General features: G+C 57.7%; 14 protein-coding genes, 1 other RNA gene and 1 pseudogene. 7 read left to right on the plus strand and 9 right to left on the minus strand.

Annotated features, from left to right (window positions below):
• Nucleotides 1-179 precede the first annotated feature (179 nt).
• Nucleotides 180-998, minus strand: a complete 819-nt coding sequence (gene dapB, locus H7850_RS15700; RefSeq protein ID WP_227370426.1) for a 4-hydroxy-tetrahydrodipicolinate reductase — start codon at nucleotides 996-998, stop codon at nucleotides 180-182.
• Between the two features lie 125 nt (nucleotides 999-1,123).
• Here dapB and H7850_RS15705 point away from each other — a divergent pair, with 125 nt between their 5' ends.
• The gene (locus tag H7850_RS15705) at nucleotides 1,124-2,083 is read left to right on the plus strand and encodes an esterase-like activity of phytase family protein (protein WP_227370427.1); all 960 of its coding nucleotides are present in this window, start codon (nucleotides 1,124-1,126) and stop codon (nucleotides 2,081-2,083) included.
• A gap of 26 nt (nucleotides 2,084-2,109) precedes the next feature.
• Here the strand turns inward: H7850_RS15705 and H7850_RS15710 are convergent, their stop codons facing one another.
• Nucleotides 2,110-3,351 (minus strand): NAD(P)/FAD-dependent oxidoreductase, encoded by a 1,242-nt coding sequence (locus tag H7850_RS15710; protein WP_227370428.1) that lies wholly within the window; start codon nucleotides 3,349-3,351, stop codon nucleotides 2,110-2,112.
• Nucleotides 3,352-3,462: 111 nt separating this feature from the next.
• On the opposite strand from H7850_RS15710, the pseudogene H7850_RS15715 reads away from it, so the two are divergent.
• Nucleotides 3,463-3,564, plus strand: a pseudogene (locus H7850_RS15715) (IS3 family transposase); the annotation flags it as partial.
• Between the two features lie 75 nt (nucleotides 3,565-3,639).
• On the opposite strand, the gene dnaJ reads toward H7850_RS15715, so the two are convergent.
• From dnaJ to grpE, 3 genes are all read right to left on the minus strand, one after another.
• Complete coding sequence (dnaJ, locus tag H7850_RS15720) at nucleotides 3,640-4,785, minus strand: molecular chaperone DnaJ (protein ID WP_227370429.1); 1,146 nt, start codon at nucleotides 4,783-4,785, stop codon at nucleotides 3,640-3,642.
• An 86-nt stretch (nucleotides 4,786-4,871) separates the two neighbouring features.
• Nucleotides 4,872-6,797: a molecular chaperone DnaK gene (gene dnaK / locus H7850_RS15725; RefSeq protein WP_227370430.1), complete on the minus strand. Its 1,926-nt coding sequence runs from the start codon at nucleotides 6,795-6,797 to the stop codon at nucleotides 4,872-4,874.
• Nucleotides 6,798-6,915: 118 nt separating this feature from the next.
• Nucleotides 6,916-7,554, minus strand: a complete 639-nt coding sequence (gene grpE / locus H7850_RS15730) for a nucleotide exchange factor GrpE (protein ID WP_227370431.1) — start codon at nucleotides 7,552-7,554, stop codon at nucleotides 6,916-6,918.
• Between the two features lie 216 nt (nucleotides 7,555-7,770).
• On the opposite strand from grpE, the gene recN reads away from it, so the two are divergent.
• Nucleotides 7,771-9,444, plus strand: a complete 1,674-nt coding sequence (gene recN / locus H7850_RS15735) for a DNA repair protein RecN (RefSeq protein ID WP_227370432.1) — start codon at nucleotides 7,771-7,773, stop codon at nucleotides 9,442-9,444.
• 63 nt (nucleotides 9,445-9,507) lie between these two features.
• Here recN and fur read toward each other — a convergent pair whose 3' ends face one another.
• On the minus strand, nucleotides 9,508-9,951 hold the full coding sequence (fur, locus tag H7850_RS15740) for a ferric iron uptake transcriptional regulator (protein ID WP_227370433.1): 444 nt from the start codon (nucleotides 9,949-9,951) through the stop codon (nucleotides 9,508-9,510).
• Nucleotides 9,952-10,023: 72 nt separating this feature from the next.
• Here fur and H7850_RS15745 point away from each other — a divergent pair, with 72 nt between their 5' ends.
• Nucleotides 10,024-10,479, plus strand: a complete 456-nt coding sequence (locus tag H7850_RS15745) for an outer membrane protein assembly factor BamE (RefSeq protein ID WP_227370434.1) — start codon at nucleotides 10,024-10,026, stop codon at nucleotides 10,477-10,479.
• Between the two features lie 16 nt (nucleotides 10,480-10,495).
• Here the strand turns inward: H7850_RS15745 and H7850_RS15750 are convergent, their stop codons facing one another.
• The gene (locus H7850_RS15750; RefSeq protein ID WP_227370435.1) at nucleotides 10,496-10,810 is read right to left on the minus strand and encodes an RnfH family protein; all 315 of its coding nucleotides are present in this window, start codon (nucleotides 10,808-10,810) and stop codon (nucleotides 10,496-10,498) included.
• A gap of 16 nt (nucleotides 10,811-10,826) precedes the next feature.
• Nucleotides 10,827-11,261 carry a type II toxin-antitoxin system RatA family toxin gene (locus tag H7850_RS15755; RefSeq protein ID WP_227370436.1) on the minus strand — a complete coding sequence of 145 codons (435 nt, stop codon included), beginning with the start codon at nucleotides 11,259-11,261 and terminating at the stop codon, nucleotides 10,827-10,829.
• A 202-nt stretch (nucleotides 11,262-11,463) separates the two neighbouring features.
• Here H7850_RS15755 and smpB point away from each other — a divergent pair, with 202 nt between their 5' ends.
• The 3 genes from smpB to H7850_RS15770 all read left to right on the plus strand — a co-directional run bounded on the left by smpB (nucleotide 11,464) and on the right by H7850_RS15770 (nucleotide 12,947).
• Nucleotides 11,464-11,943, plus strand: coding sequence for an SsrA-binding protein SmpB (gene smpB, locus H7850_RS15760; protein ID WP_227370437.1), 480 nt, complete (start codon nucleotides 11,464-11,466; stop codon nucleotides 11,941-11,943).
• Nucleotides 11,944-12,001: 58 nt separating this feature from the next.
• Nucleotides 12,002-12,381: a transfer-messenger RNA gene (gene ssrA / locus H7850_RS15765) on the plus strand.
• A 281-nt stretch (nucleotides 12,382-12,662) separates the two neighbouring features.
• On the plus strand, nucleotides 12,663-12,947 hold the full coding sequence (locus H7850_RS15770; RefSeq protein WP_227370438.1) for a type I restriction-modification system subunit M N-terminal domain-containing protein: 285 nt from the start codon (nucleotides 12,663-12,665) through the stop codon (nucleotides 12,945-12,947).
• 229 nt (nucleotides 12,948-13,176) lie between these two features.
• On the opposite strand, the gene H7850_RS15775 is transcribed toward H7850_RS15770, so the two are convergent.
• Nucleotides 13,177-14,103, minus strand: coding sequence for an ADP-ribosylglycohydrolase family protein (locus tag H7850_RS15775; RefSeq protein ID WP_227370439.1), 927 nt, complete (start codon nucleotides 14,101-14,103; stop codon nucleotides 13,177-13,179).
• Between the last annotated feature and the right edge of the window lie 202 nt (nucleotides 14,104-14,305).

The raw sequence follows: 14,305 nt of genomic DNA on the forward strand, positions 1-14,305 counted from the left end.
GTAAAAAAGCGGGACGAAACCCAATGCAGACTGGTTTCATCCCGCTTGATTGTATTCGCTCGCCATCATGGCTTTATTGACCCCTTGGAAACTGACTCCCGATGCCCGGCCAAATTGACGAAATACTACAGGATTCAGCGAATGGGTACTACCCTACTCTTTCGAGCAGCCTTTTTTGATCACTTCAGACCTAGCACGTCCTGCATGTCATAGCGCCCCGCTGGCTGTTCGCTCACCCAGCGCGCCGCCCGCACCGCGCCCTTGGCAAAGGTCATGCGGCTCGATGCCTTGTGAGTGATCTCGATGCGTTCACCCTCCGTTGCAAAAAGCACCGTATGCTCACCGACGATGTCCCCGGCACGCACCGTGGCAAAGCCGATTTCCTTGTCCGATCGCGGACCACTCTGGCCGACACGCTCGAAGACACCGTGCTCCTTGAGGCTACGCCCCAGGGACTCGGCAACCACCTCGCCCATCTTCAACGCGGTGCCGGAAGGCGCATCGACCTTGTGTCGATGATGCGCTTCGATCACCTCGATATCGTAGCCTTCATCCCCCAGCGCCCGGGCAGCGGTTTCCAGCAGCTTGAGGGTCAGGTTCACCCCCACGCTCATGTTGGGAGCGAACACCATCGGCACCCGGTCGCGATAGTCATTCAGCTCGGCCAGCTCGTCATCGCCAAGACCGGTGGTGCCGATCACGATTCCTTTTCCATGCTCGGCACAGAACGCCAGATTGCCGAGGGTAACGCGAGGCGTGGTAAAGTCGATCAGTACATCGAAATCATCCACCGCACTGGCCAGCGAATCCACCGCCGAAATACCCAGCTTGCCCTGCCCCGCCAGCTCACCGATATCCGCGCCTTTCAGTGAGCTTTGCGGCTCGACGATCCCCGCAGCAAGCCGGGTTTGAGCGTCCTGTTCCACAGCGGCGACCAGGGTGCGGCCCATGCGGCCAGCCACGCCCACGATGGCGATGCGAGGGGTGTCGGTAGACATGAAGACTCCTGCTTGATAATCGAAATTGGCGCCAGCATAGCAAAGCGCTTCGGATACGTCTGTTGTGCAGCCGAGGCGACAATGGCGTAGGCTTTAAAAGAGACCAGCACCGCCAAGGAGGGCCCATGTTTCGTCTGCTGATTGCCGCAAGCCTGTTCATGCTTCTCATGTTGACCGGTGGCTGTGCCAGGGAAGCACGCCAGACCCAGTTGATGACGGAGAACACTACCAACGTACCTGAGAACGTCTCCTGGTGTGGTACGTTGAGGCTCCCCGGAAAATGGCAAGACGATACCCCGGTAGGGGGGCTTTCCGATCTGGCCTGGGACGAAGACGAATCCCTGCTCTACATGATCTCGGATCGTGGCTGGCTGCATCGGGTACGACTGCGTTTTTCAGGCGGCGAGCTGATCGGCCTTGATCCTCTCAAGACCTATGTGCTGCGTGACCGCCAAGGGCGGGCGCTGAACGAAGATGCGGCGGATGCAGAATCCATGATCGCGCAGCGGGGCAACAATGGGGTACGCGGCGATACTAGGCTGCTGATCGGTTTCGAACGCGACCATCGCATTCAGCACTTTTATCCCAATGGAAAATCCGTGGGCAAGCCCCTCAAACCCCAGGGGCTGCGCGGGGCCTCTCCCGAGAAAGGTGTCGAAGCCATGGGCCGCCACAAACGCGAAGGCATCATCGCCGGACTGGAAAACGCCCCCACCGGCATCGATAAAAGCAGCACCCGCCTGTTTTCTCTCGGTAACGAGGCGGAGTGGACCTACCCCCTGCTCGATGAATCCGGCAACGCCCTGACTGCCCTGGAAACCTACGGCAACGATCTGTTGGCTCTGGAGCGCGCCTTTGCGCCGCCGGCCCCACTGGTCATCAGTCTGCGTCGCGTACAACTGGGCAGCAATGCCCAGATCGAGGTAAAAACCCTGGCCCAGCTTTCCAGCGGTGACGGCTGGCGGCTGGACAACTTCGAAGGGTTGACCCACCTGGGCGGCAATCGCTATCTCATGGTCAGCGACGACAACTTCCGCTTGGTGCAGGAAACGCTACTGACCTGTTTCGAGCTGCCTTCACCGTGAGACGATTGCCCGGGACGCACATGTCATTAAAAGCGAGCGGCACGAAACGGCTGCATATCAACGAAGGGTTCTTCACCGTCCATCATTTCTCCCAATAGTCGACCAGTGGTCGGCCCCAGGGTGAACCCCTGATGGCCGTGGCCGAAGGCGAGCCATAGGCCCGAATGATTCGGTGCCGGGCCGATGACTGGTTTCATGTCCGGCATGCAAGGTCGCGCCCCTTTCCAAGGGGCCTCGTCGAGCCGCTCACCCAAGGGAAATATCTTGCGGGCCTCGACTTCCGCATCCTCGAGTTGACCCGCATGTGGCGGCGCTTCGAGGATGTCCATTTCCGCACCGGTAGTCAGGCGGATACCGGCGCGCATGGGTGTCAGCAGATAGCCCGTTTCATAATCCATCAGCCAGTGATTGAGCTTGGCCTCGCCTTGGGTGGCATAGTGCATGTGATAGCCCCGCATGGGAAACAGCGGCAGTCGGTAACCCAGCTGCTGCAGCCATGTGGCCGACCAGGGCCCCATGGCCACCACCAGCTCTTCCGCCTCCAGGTTGCCCTTGCTTGTGGCCAGATTCCAGCTGGACCCGGTCTGGGAAAAGCTCTTCGCCTCGGCCTGCTCGATGCGCCCGCCCAGTGCCTCGAATGCCTCGGCATAAGCCTGCACGAGCGCGCCAGGATCGATCACCGACCAGGAGTTGGTCCAATGGATGGCGCCAACCATCGCATTGGAAACGAAGGGTTCCTTGTCCTGGAGCGCGGCCTGATCGAGCACCTCAAATTCCACACCGAAACGCTCTCTCATTTCGCTCGCGACGGCCTGCTGCTCATCCAGCACCTGGTGCGTGCGAAATCCCTCGAACCAGCCGTCCTTCTTGATCAATGCTTCGGCGCCCGCCGCGTCGATCATCTTGGCGTGCTCGTCGGTGCAGTGCATGATCAGGGAGGCATATTCTGGCACGATGCGGGCATAGTTACTGGGCGCAGAGTGCCGCCAAAACTGCAGCAGTGGCGCGGCGGCGGCCAGCATGCCGCGCAACCGGTAGCGAATATCGATGCTGCGATTGGGCAGCACGCGCCACAGGCTCGGCAGATCTCGCGGGAAGGGATGGGGCTGTACCGCTTCGCGCTGGATCAAGCCGGCATTGCCGAAGGAGGTTTCCTGGCCCGGCGCCTTGCGATCCACCAGCACCACCGAGCGTCCCCGCTTGGCCAGATGATAGGCAATACAGACACCGACCATGCCGGCACCTAGAACGATGGTCTCGCGTGACATTCCCATCCCCTCTTGAGTAGCGATATTGCAATCCATTCGACTCGCTTCGGACAGCGATGAACACGTCACAGTCTACGGCATGTCACCCGACACTCGCCAAGCTCAGGACAACTTGTTCATTACATCCACTACTACCATCACGAGCGCATCAAGCTGAAACTAAAAGACCTGAGCCCCTTGCAATACAGGACTCAGGCCTTGAGCGCCGACTAGATGAACCGTCCAATTATTGGGGGGGGGCAGTTCACTTTTCAGTGGCGAGGCTTTTGCTCTAGCAGCCAACCGGTTCTACGACTTCATATCCTCGAAGAAGCGTTTCACACCATCGAACCAGCCATCCTTCTTCGGCGAATGGTGGTTGCTGTTGCCCAGGCTGTCCTGAAACTGGCGCAGCAGATCCCGCTGATGCTCGTTCAGATGCACCGGGGTTTCCACCACGACCTTGCACAGCAGATCGCCAGCAGGGCCGCCGCGCACCGGCTTGACGCCTTTACCGCGCAACCGGAACAGCTTGCCGGTCTGGGTTTCGGCAGGAATCTTGAGCTTGACCCGGCCTTCCAGGGTCGGCACTTCCAGTTCGCCGCCGAGTGCCGCATCAATGAAGTTGATCGGCATCTCGCAATGCAGATGACGGCCATCCCGCTCGAAAATCGGGTGCGCCTTGATGGCAACCTGGACGTAAAGATCCCCTGGCGGGCCATTGTTGAGCCCACTTTCGCCTTCATTGTTGAGACGAATGCGATCACCGGTATCCACGCCGGAAGGAATCTTCACCGAGAGCGTACGAGTCTCGCGTACGCGGCCTTCACCGCGACATTCGCGACACGGCACCTTGATGGATTCGCCGCTGCCATGGCAGGTTGGACAGGTCTGTTGCACCGCAAAGAAGCCTTGCTGCATGCGCACCTGACCCATGCCGTGACAGGTCGGGCAGGTTTCCTTGCTGGAGCCCGGCTCGGCACCGCCGCCGTCACAATGGCCACAGGGAATATGGCGCGGCACACGAATGTCCACGGTGGTGCCGGATACCGCGTCCTCGAGGTCGAGCTCCAGGTTGTAGCGTAGATCGGAGCCACGCTGGGGGGCATTGGGATTTCGCCGCCCACCGCCACCACCGAAGATATCCCCGAATACATCGCCGAATATGTCACTGAAGCCGCCTGCTCCCGCACCGCCGAAGCCACCGCCACCAAAGCCGCCGGCCTGACCATCGACCCCGGCATGACCGAACTGATCGTAGGCGGCACGCTTTTCGCTGTCGGCGAGGATTTCATAGGCCTCGGATACTTCGCGGAACTTTTCTGCCGCGGAATCGTCATCCGGATTGCGGTCCGGATGGTACTTCTGGGCCAAGCGCCGATACGCCTTCTTGATCTCTTTCTGATCGGCTTCGCGCTCGACGCCCAGTACTTCATAGTAGTCACGCTTGGACATGGATCCGTCCGCCTCCGTATCGAATAGACAGAAACAACAGCGCGGGAGTCATGCTCCCGCGCCGCCGTTCGTGTCAGACGTCGTGGTTATTGCTTTTTCTGGTCGTCGTTGACTTCTTCATACTCGGCATCGACCACATCGTCTTCGGGCTTCTGGGTGCCTTCTTCCTGACCATCACCCTGGGGCGTCTCGGCCTGCTCGGCGTACATCTTCTGCGCCAGGCTGCCAGAGGCTTCGGTCAGTGCATCCAGCTTGGTCTGGATGGCTTGCTGGTCGTCACCCTTGAGCGCTTCTTCAAGCTCAGTGATGGCACTTTCGATGTTTTGCTTGTCCTCATCGGAGGCCTTGTCGCCAGCGTCGGTCAAGGTCTTGCGCGCCGCGTGGATCATGCCATCCGCTTGGTTGCGCAGCTGCACCATCTCTTCGAACTTCTTGTCCTCGTCGGCATGGGCCTCGGCATCCTGGACCATCTGTTCGACTTCTTCGTCGCTTAGACCGCTGGAGGCCTTGATGACGATGGACTGCTCCTTGCCGGTTGCCTTGTCCTTGGCGGACACGTTGAGGATACCGTTGGCATCGAGATCGAAGGCAACTTCGATCTGCGGCACGCCCCGGGGCGCCGGCGGAATGTCCGCCAGATCGAAACGACCCAGGGACTTGTTCTGACCGGACTGCTTGCGCTCACCCTGCAGTGCGTGGATGGTCACGGCGGTCTGGTTGTCATCCGCGGTCGAGAAGGTCTGGGTCTTCTTGGTCGGGATGGTGGTGTTCTTCTCGATCAGCGGCGTCATCACGCCACCCAGAGTTTCGATACCGAGCGTCAGCGGCGTCACGTCGAGCAGCAGCACGTCCTTGACGTCGCCACCCAGCACGCCGCCCTGGATTGCGGCACCCACGGCCACGGCTTCATCCGGGTTAACGTCCTTGCGTGCTTCCTTACCGAAGAACTCGGCAGCCTTGGCCTGGACCATCGGCATGCGCGTCTGACCACCGACGAGAATGACGTCATCGATCTCGGAGTTGGAAAGCCCCGCGTCCGCCAGGGCGGTCTTGCATGGGCCCAATGAGCGCTTGACCAAGTCCTCGACCAGAGACTCGAGCTTGGCGCGAGTGATCTTAACGTTCAAGTGCTTGGGACCGGTGTTGTCTGCCGTGATGTAAGGCAGATTGACGTCGGTCTGCTGAGCGCTGGACAGCTCGATCTTGGCCTTCTCGGCAGCTTCCTTGAGGCGCTGCATGGCCAGATTGTCGCCGGACAGATCGATACCGCTGTCGGACTTGAACTGATCCACCAGATAGTTGATCAGCTTGAGGTCGAAGTCCTCGCCCCCCAGGAAAGTATCGCCGTTGGTGGCCAACACCTCGAACTGGGTTTCACCATCAACGTCGGCCACTTCGATGATCGAGATGTCGAAGGTACCGCCGCCCAGGTCATAGACCGCGATGGTCTTGTCACCGCGCGCCTTGTCCATGCCGTAGGCCAGCGCTGCCGCAGTCGGCTCGTTGATGATGCGCTTGACTTCGAGGCCGGCAATGCGACCGGCATCCTTGGTGGCCTGGCGCTGGGAGTCGTTGAAGTAGGCCGGCACGGTAATGACTGCCTCGGTGACGCTTTCACCCAGATAGTCTTCGGCGGTCTTCTTCATCTTCTTCAGCACTTCTGCGCTGACCTGGGGCGGTGCCATTTTCTTGCCCTTGACCTCGATCCAGGCATCGCCATTGTCAGCGCTGGCAATGGTGTAGGGCACCATCTTGATGTCCTTTTGCACCACCTCGTCCTGGAAACGACGTCCGATCAGACGCTTGATGGCATACAGCGTGTTGGTCGGGTTGGTGACCGCCTGACGCTTGGCCGCCTGGCCCACCAGCGTTTCGCCATCATCGGTATAAGCAATGATGGAAGGCGTGGTGCGAGTGCCTTCGGCATTTTCAATGACCTTTGGCTTGTCGCCGTCAAGTACGGCAACACAAGAGTTTGTGGTTCCTAAATCGATACCAATTATGCGACCCATATAAATACCTCAAAATCGTTACTTGACTGTTTTAACGGCTTGCGCTGTGTCTTTGACGTCTATTTGGGGGCTCGAATGCGCCTTTCAAGGGGCCTGATCATTTTGGCCACCAATTCATTCATTGCGCGGATTTGCTGACCACCACCATGGCCGGACGAATCAAGCGCCCATTGAGCACGTAACCTTTCTGAATCACGTCCATCACGGTGTTGGGTTCCACATCCCCACTGGGCACCATGGTCATGGCCTCGTGGTACTGCGGATCGAAAGGCTCGCCTTGGGGATCGATCGCCTCGACGCCGAACTTGGCTAGCACATCGAGCTGCAGTTTCAGCGTCATGGAAACACCTTCCCGGTGCACTTCACTGGCGCCATCATTCATGGCTTCAAGCGCCTTCTCCAGACTATCGACCACCGGTAGAAGCTCCTTGACGAACTTCTCGAGAGCGAACTTGCGAGCCTTGTCGACATCCTGCTCGGCACGCCGGCGCACATTCTGGCTCTCGGCCGCTGCGCGCAATGCCTGGTCCTTGGCCTCACCCAGCGCTTGCTCGAGCTCTTCGACCCTGGCTGCCAGCACATCGGCCTCAGGATCCTCGACGGCCTCGGCGTTGAACAATGCTTCGTCTTCCGCCAGGGCCTCTTCGCCGGCTTCGGCATCATCAAGCTGACCTTCGATAGGCTCTGCCTGTGGCTCGGCATCGCGCTCGGTGCGCTGTAATTCTTCATCAATTGGTGCTTGTGGATCTCTAGCCATGTCGCTCTCCTGACATCACTGAACTGAAATGAGCGGCCCATAGCCGCGAAGGTTATTGATTTGCTCCCTATATGGGGTTGTCACAAGCGATCTCAAGGCATGTTTTTAGTTGTGGCATTGCGTTGACAAAGAAGGATTGAAGAAAGAACGACAGATACTGTATAAACGAACAGATAACATTCGATGGTTTCTTTATTCACCACACCGGAGGTAATCATGCTCGTCCAGCTTGCGATTCGTGACTTTGCCATCGTCGAGCGCCTCGATCTCGATCTACATGACGGCATGACCGCTATCACCGGTGAGACCGGCGCCGGTAAATCGGTTCTACTGGGTGCCTTGGGACTGTGTCTCGGTGAGCGAGCCGACGCTGCCAGCGTGCGCCACGGAGCCAAACGTGCGGATCTCAGCGCTCGTTTCGATATCGAGCGACTACCTGTCGCAAGGGCATGGCTCGAAGCCCGGGAACTACCAACAGAAGATTGCCTGCTGCGCAGGGTCGTAGCTGCCAACGGGCGCTCCAAGGCCTGGATCAACGGCCATCCCTGCACGGTGAGCGATCTTAAGGCGTTAGGCGAGCACCTGATCGAGATTCATGGGCAGCATGCCCACCAGGCCCTGTTGCAAGAAGATACCCACCTACGCTTGCTCGACGATTTCGCTGACCAGAGCGATGCCGTCGACGAACTCGGCGCCACCTTTCGGCAATGGCAGGAAGCACGACGCCGCTTGAAGCATCTGTCCGACAGCGGCGATGAAATTCAGGCGCGTCGTCAGCTGTTGCGTTATCAGGTAGACGAACTGGATCAGCTGGCCCTCGCTGACAACGAACTCGAAGTGCTGGAGCAGGAACAAGCCGTACTGGCCCATGCGGAAGAGACGCTACGGGAAACGCAGCTTGCGGTGGATTGTTGCGATCATGATAACGGCGGCGCCTTGACGTTGCTTCATCAGGCGCTAACGCGTATTGGCAGTTTGCCCGGCGCCGAACAGGGCTCTCTTGCCGAAGCGCGCAGCATGCTCAACGATGCCCAGATACAGATCGAAGAAGCCGCCCGCGAGTTGCACTACTTCATCGATCATACGGAGCTCGACCCGGCACGTCTGGCCGACGTGGAGGAGCGCCTTGCGGAGGTTCATCGCGTCGCACGCAAGCATCATGTAATGCCGGAAGAACTGACCGAGCTGCAGCAGCGCCTGCGCAGCGAACTAGAGTCGCTGGAAGGGGGCGAACACGACCTGGAAGCGTTGACCGCCGAGGTCGAGGCTACGCGAGATGCCTATCGCACGACTGCTCGCCGAATCAGCAAGAAGCGCCAGAAGGCGGCGGTCGCTTTTGGCAAGGAAGTACAGGACCAGCTGGGATTCCTCGCCATGGGCAAGGCACGCTTCGAGGTCGAGGTTGCCTCCCGAGATACGCCACAGCCAAACGGCCTGGATTCGGTGCGATTCTTGATCAGCGCCAACCCCGGTCAGCCGGCCCGCCCGTTGGCCAAGGTTGCCTCCGGTGGCGAGCTGTCACGCATCAGCCTAGCCATACAGGTGGTTGCCGCAAGTCACAGCACCATCGCGACACTGGTTTTTGACGAAGTGGACGTAGGGGTATCCGGCGCCACCGCTGAGATCGTGGGACAACTCTTGCGCCGCCTCGGTCAATCCGGCCAGGTGATGACCGTGACCCACCTGCCCCAGGTGGCCGCTCAGGCACATCAACATCTGCATATCGAGAAACAAGCAGCAGAGGACGTGACATTGACGCAAATGGCTTTGCTCGACGAGGCTGGCCGCGTAAATGAGTTGGCGCGAATGCTTGGCGGCATCCATCTTTCGGATCGAACCCTGGCCCACGCCCGGGAAATGCTGGACGCCAGTCAGCACGCCCATCACTGACTGACTCCTAAACTGAAACGCCAGCCTTGAAGGCTGGCGTTTAAAGCACACGTCCATGCGAACTCAGGACTTCTTGACGCCTTCCTGGCGAGTCGCTCGCGATCCCTTGGGCCGCACATACAATACCAAGGCATGATCTACGAGCTCGTAACCATGTTCCTCGACGATTTCTTGCTGACGACGCTCGATCTGTTCGTCGAAGAACTCGATGATCTGGCCACTTTCCAGGCACACCATATGATCATGATGTTCCTCATGGGACATTTCGAAGACCGCATGTCCGCCATCGAAATTGTGGCGGACGACCAGGCCTGCGGACTCAAACTGCGTCAATACACGATAGACGGTTGCTAATCCTACGTCCTCACCGGCATCCAGCAGCGCCTTGTAGACATCTTCGGCGCTGAGATGATCACCCGTGGAACTTTCAAGGATTTGCAGGATCTTGACACGAGGCAATGTAACCTTGAGTCCCGCCCTGCGTAGTTCGTGGTTTTGATCGGCCATGATAGCTCTTCGCAGTATTGTGATGGGTCGGGTATGATCGGCCCAAGAAACGATAGTGAAGAATGGGGCCAAATGCAAAATCTTATCAAAATAGCCACCTTTTCCATTGCTCTCTCCCTGATGGGTGGCTGCAGTTATTTTAGCGTCTACAAACGCGATTTGCCCCAGGGCAATCTGTTCACTCAAGACATGGTTGCGCAGTTAAAGCCTGGTATGAGCCGTGAACAAGTCGTCTATGTCATGGGCATGCCGCTTTTGAGAACACCCTTCGATGAAAATCAGTGGGAATACGTGTCTCGACTGGACGAAGCCTATGCCGGAGTAAAACAGCGTCGCGTAACGTTGACCTTCGCCAACAACCAACTGGTGGATATCAAGACATCAGGTGACATGGATGCCGACATGGAGCTGTCGCCAGACTCCGACCTGGGCCCTGCCCTCGATCCGGGTGGCGTCGAACCATTACCTGGCAGTTCGCCCGTGCCTTCTCCCGGTGAAGAGCCCGATAGCCGCGGTGAGCAGATCTAGTACAGGCTCGTCATCATCAACCTCGGGCGTTGCGTGTTGCGCGTTTCGCCCGTGCCTGTTTGGGGTCGATGTGTAATGGCCGATAGATTTCGACACGATCGCCGGCTCGCAGCACATGCTGGTCGGGGTCGCGTAGCAGCTTGCCAAAAATTCCTAGCGCCGTCTGACTGAATGTTTCTGGGGGCAGTGTGGGGAAATAGCGTGGCATCTTCGCCATCGCGACCGCTTGTCGAGCAGTAGTGCCCGGCGAAACGGTCAGAACGACGATTTTTTGGGAATCGGGAAGAGCAAAAGCAACCTCCACGATCAAGCCCGCAGCGCCTCTGGGCATGGCGAGAGCAACGCCGTCACTTGCCATAGACGACGTCGGCGCGCCGGGTAAAAGCCTCGACCTGCTGCTTGGCCATTTGATTGAATAGCTTGCCGAACGCCATCCCCAACAAGCGATTGGAAAATTCGAAATTCATCTCGAGGCTGACTTTACAGGCCTCTTGCCCCATGGGCATGAACAGCCAGCGCCCGCGCATATGCTTGAAGGGCCCATTGACCAATGAAAGCTCGATACGCTCCGGCTCATAAAGATCGTTGCGCGTGGTAAAACTCTGTTCGACACCGGCTTTGCCCAACGTCAGCTCGCCGATAAGATGATTTTCATCGCGCTCGATCAAGCGTGTACGACGACAGCCAGGCAGAAACTCAGGATAGCGTTCGAAATCGTTGACCAGGTCGAACATGGCTTTTGGGGAATGCCGTACCAAGGCAGATCGATTGACCGTAGGCATATACCTCTCCGCTGAAGTCACTATGCTAGCGCATTTTATTCGTATGCCTGATTCATGTGCCTACGCAATACACATATTTATGCACTATTGCGAACGCACGCCAAGGCGTACCATGGATAATCACGCCAAAACCTTGAATGGTATCACGCTTTGCCCCATATCGAAGGGCTGGCGGACAGGGCATATCAAGACAAGAGGACACATGGCCACGAAAAAAGCCAAGAAGGCAGGCAGCAATGTCATCGCACTGAACAAGAAGGCTCGCTTCGAATACCATATCGAAGAGACCTTCGAAGCGGGATTGGCGCTGGCTGGCTGGGAAGTCAAGAGCATGCGTGCCGGCAAGGCGCAACTCACCGACACCTATATTCTGATCAAAGATGCGGAAGCATGGCTGCTGGGTAGCCATATCATGCCACTGAATACCGCCAGTACTCATGTGCTTGCCGACCCCACCCGTACACGCAAGCTGCTGCTGCATCGTAAGGAAATTGCCCGGATTTTCTCGCGCACTCAGGATAAGGGGCATACTTGCGTACCGCTCAAGCTGTACTGGAAGAAGAACCTGATCAAGTGTGAGCTGGCGCTGGTAACCGGTAAAAAGCTGCACGACAAGCGTGCCACCGAGAAGGCGCGGGACTGGGACCGCCAGAAAGCCCGTATCATGCGTGAAAATAAGTAGGCACACGGGCTTGAACTAGCCCTGTCCTGCCTCCATCTGTTAAGATGAAGACGTTCCCGGGGGCGACATGGCTTCGACGCCGATGACAACCTCCTAGGTGCATGCCGAGAGCGTGATGTATCTCGTAAATCCAACATCACGACTAAATAGTCGCAAATGACGAAAACTATGCTCAAGGTGCACTGGCAGCGTAAAAACTGCTAGTTGTTAGCCTGGCCCCAAGGCGATGTGCCTGTTCATTGCTGAGGGGATACGAGCTAAAGCTGACAGGATCGCGGTTGGCGGCGTCTTCACGTCAATCGCTAAACTAAAGAAGAATCGCGGTGTGAAATCCTGCTCGTCGGAGTTCACAGCGTTAAATCAAAAGACGGACCTAAGCATGTAGAGCCGAAGAGCGAGTATCGGCGGACGGGGGTTCAATTCCCCCCGCCTCCACCAAACAAGGGTTTCAGGACACACCAAGAAGCACCGGAAACCGCATGAACAGGGGCCTCAGGGCCCCTTTCTTGTGTCTGGACATTTCATGACATTCTTTAAATGTCTCCGCTTAAAATTCTGCAACGCTAAACGCGCGTAATCTGCCCACTCTGCTGGCTAACCCTGCCTGTTCAAATTTCTATATGCCACCAGCGGACAACTCTCCCCCTGCCCTTCACTACCCCTCAATGTGTATGATGGCCGGCAACCACTATCTACCAGCAAGCACACGGAAAACCCTCGTGAAAACGGAGAACCATTCCCAGACAGCGGCCTTCATCTGGCCCACGGCGGACCTGCTGCGCGGCGATTTCAAGCTGTCTCAGTATGGCCGAATCATCCTACCGTTCACACTATTACGCCGCTTGGAGTGCGTGCTGGCATCGACCAAGAAACAGGTGCTGGCCGCCGCGCAGGATCATGCCAACAAGCCCGGCGAGTGCCAAGACAAGGTACTGCGGGCTTCGAAATCCCGCTTAACCAGCACCTCTTCGCATCCGTCAATTTTACGAGGCTTATCCCGATGACGTAATTGTGTCAGCGTTGCTGACACAATTACGTCTCGAATAAGCGGACGGCGATTATGATCTAAATCCGGCCAGTAAGATTGGCTCAGGCAAGCCCCATAGCCTAGAGAAGCATCACAGCTGTAGTGACAAGTAGATTCCAGATTTTATGAATGACCGCCGACGAAAAATGGCGTGCTTCCCGAGCCTAACGGATATCTAGAAAATTTGGCGCGGTTCGGCTTGATCCCTAGCAACTATCATCCTGCCATGCAGCGTGCAGTTTGACTGCCCTGTCATGGATATGATCATAGGCATGCAACTGCCGACACCATAAGGCTGGAATGGCGGTTACTCCATAGAAAGCGCCAGCCAACTGCCCTGTAACGGCTGCGGTGGTATCGGCATCGTCTCCCAGATTAGCGGCCTTGAGCACCGCATCTGCAAAGCTGTCGCTGTGCCACAGGCACCACATTGCCGCCTCCAGGCTCTCCAGGACGTAACCGCTACCTCGGATTTCCTCCTCAGTCTTGTCGCGGTACTCACCGGAAAGCAGTGGCATGAACATACTGGGATAATCGTCACTTCCCAGCTCAGCAGTACTCAACCATCTCGAGTTGGTGGTCTCACCCAGCAACGCTCGTTCAAGCAGCCGTGCCATCAGACGGCAAGCAGAAAGACACAGCGGTGAGGCATGAGTCGTGCGCGAACTGGCTGCGGCATGTACGGTCAGCGAAGAGACACCGGCATAGCGCATTGCCACCGGCGCAAGGCGCATGATCGAGCCGTTTCCAGAAGCGGATAAGGCATCACTGCCGCACAAAGGCTCACCGGAACGCTGGTAACGTGCCAAGGCCTTAGCGACGGTCTTGCCAATGCCGAATGCACGCTGGCGTGTCGAGTTCTCACCATGATTGGCCCAGCGCCAGTAACGCTCCATCTGGTCGGCGGCATCAAAACCATCGCAAACAAGCAGGCTATCAGCAAGACACAATGCCATCGCAGTGTCGTCTGTCCACTCACCGCGACGCATGCGGAACTTGCCGCCCTCGATCATCCCGGTGATTGGGGTGATTCGTTCGCGACGATGGAACTCCAACGGTGCTCCCAAGGCATCCCCGACCGCTAAACCCAACAGACAACCTTCCCAACGGGATAGTGACTCGGCTTCGGTCATGGGGCAGTTCTCTTCACGGCTTGTGTCCTAACGCAATGCCGATTAACGAGGCAGCGGATTGCTGTCATGCTAGGGCAATCCTGACCTTGAACTCGGGTGTAAAACGGCGACGTTTGCAAAGGGTTCGCAACACGCTTGACTCACTCATGATAGGTGTCCACTAAGCAATAGGTGGACACCTACCGTCATCGAAATCACGACT

Origin of the sequence: Halomonas sp. M20, from assembly GCF_020622265.1 — a bacterium.
Classification (GTDB): domain Bacteria; phylum Pseudomonadota; class Gammaproteobacteria; order Pseudomonadales; family Halomonadaceae; genus Modicisalibacter.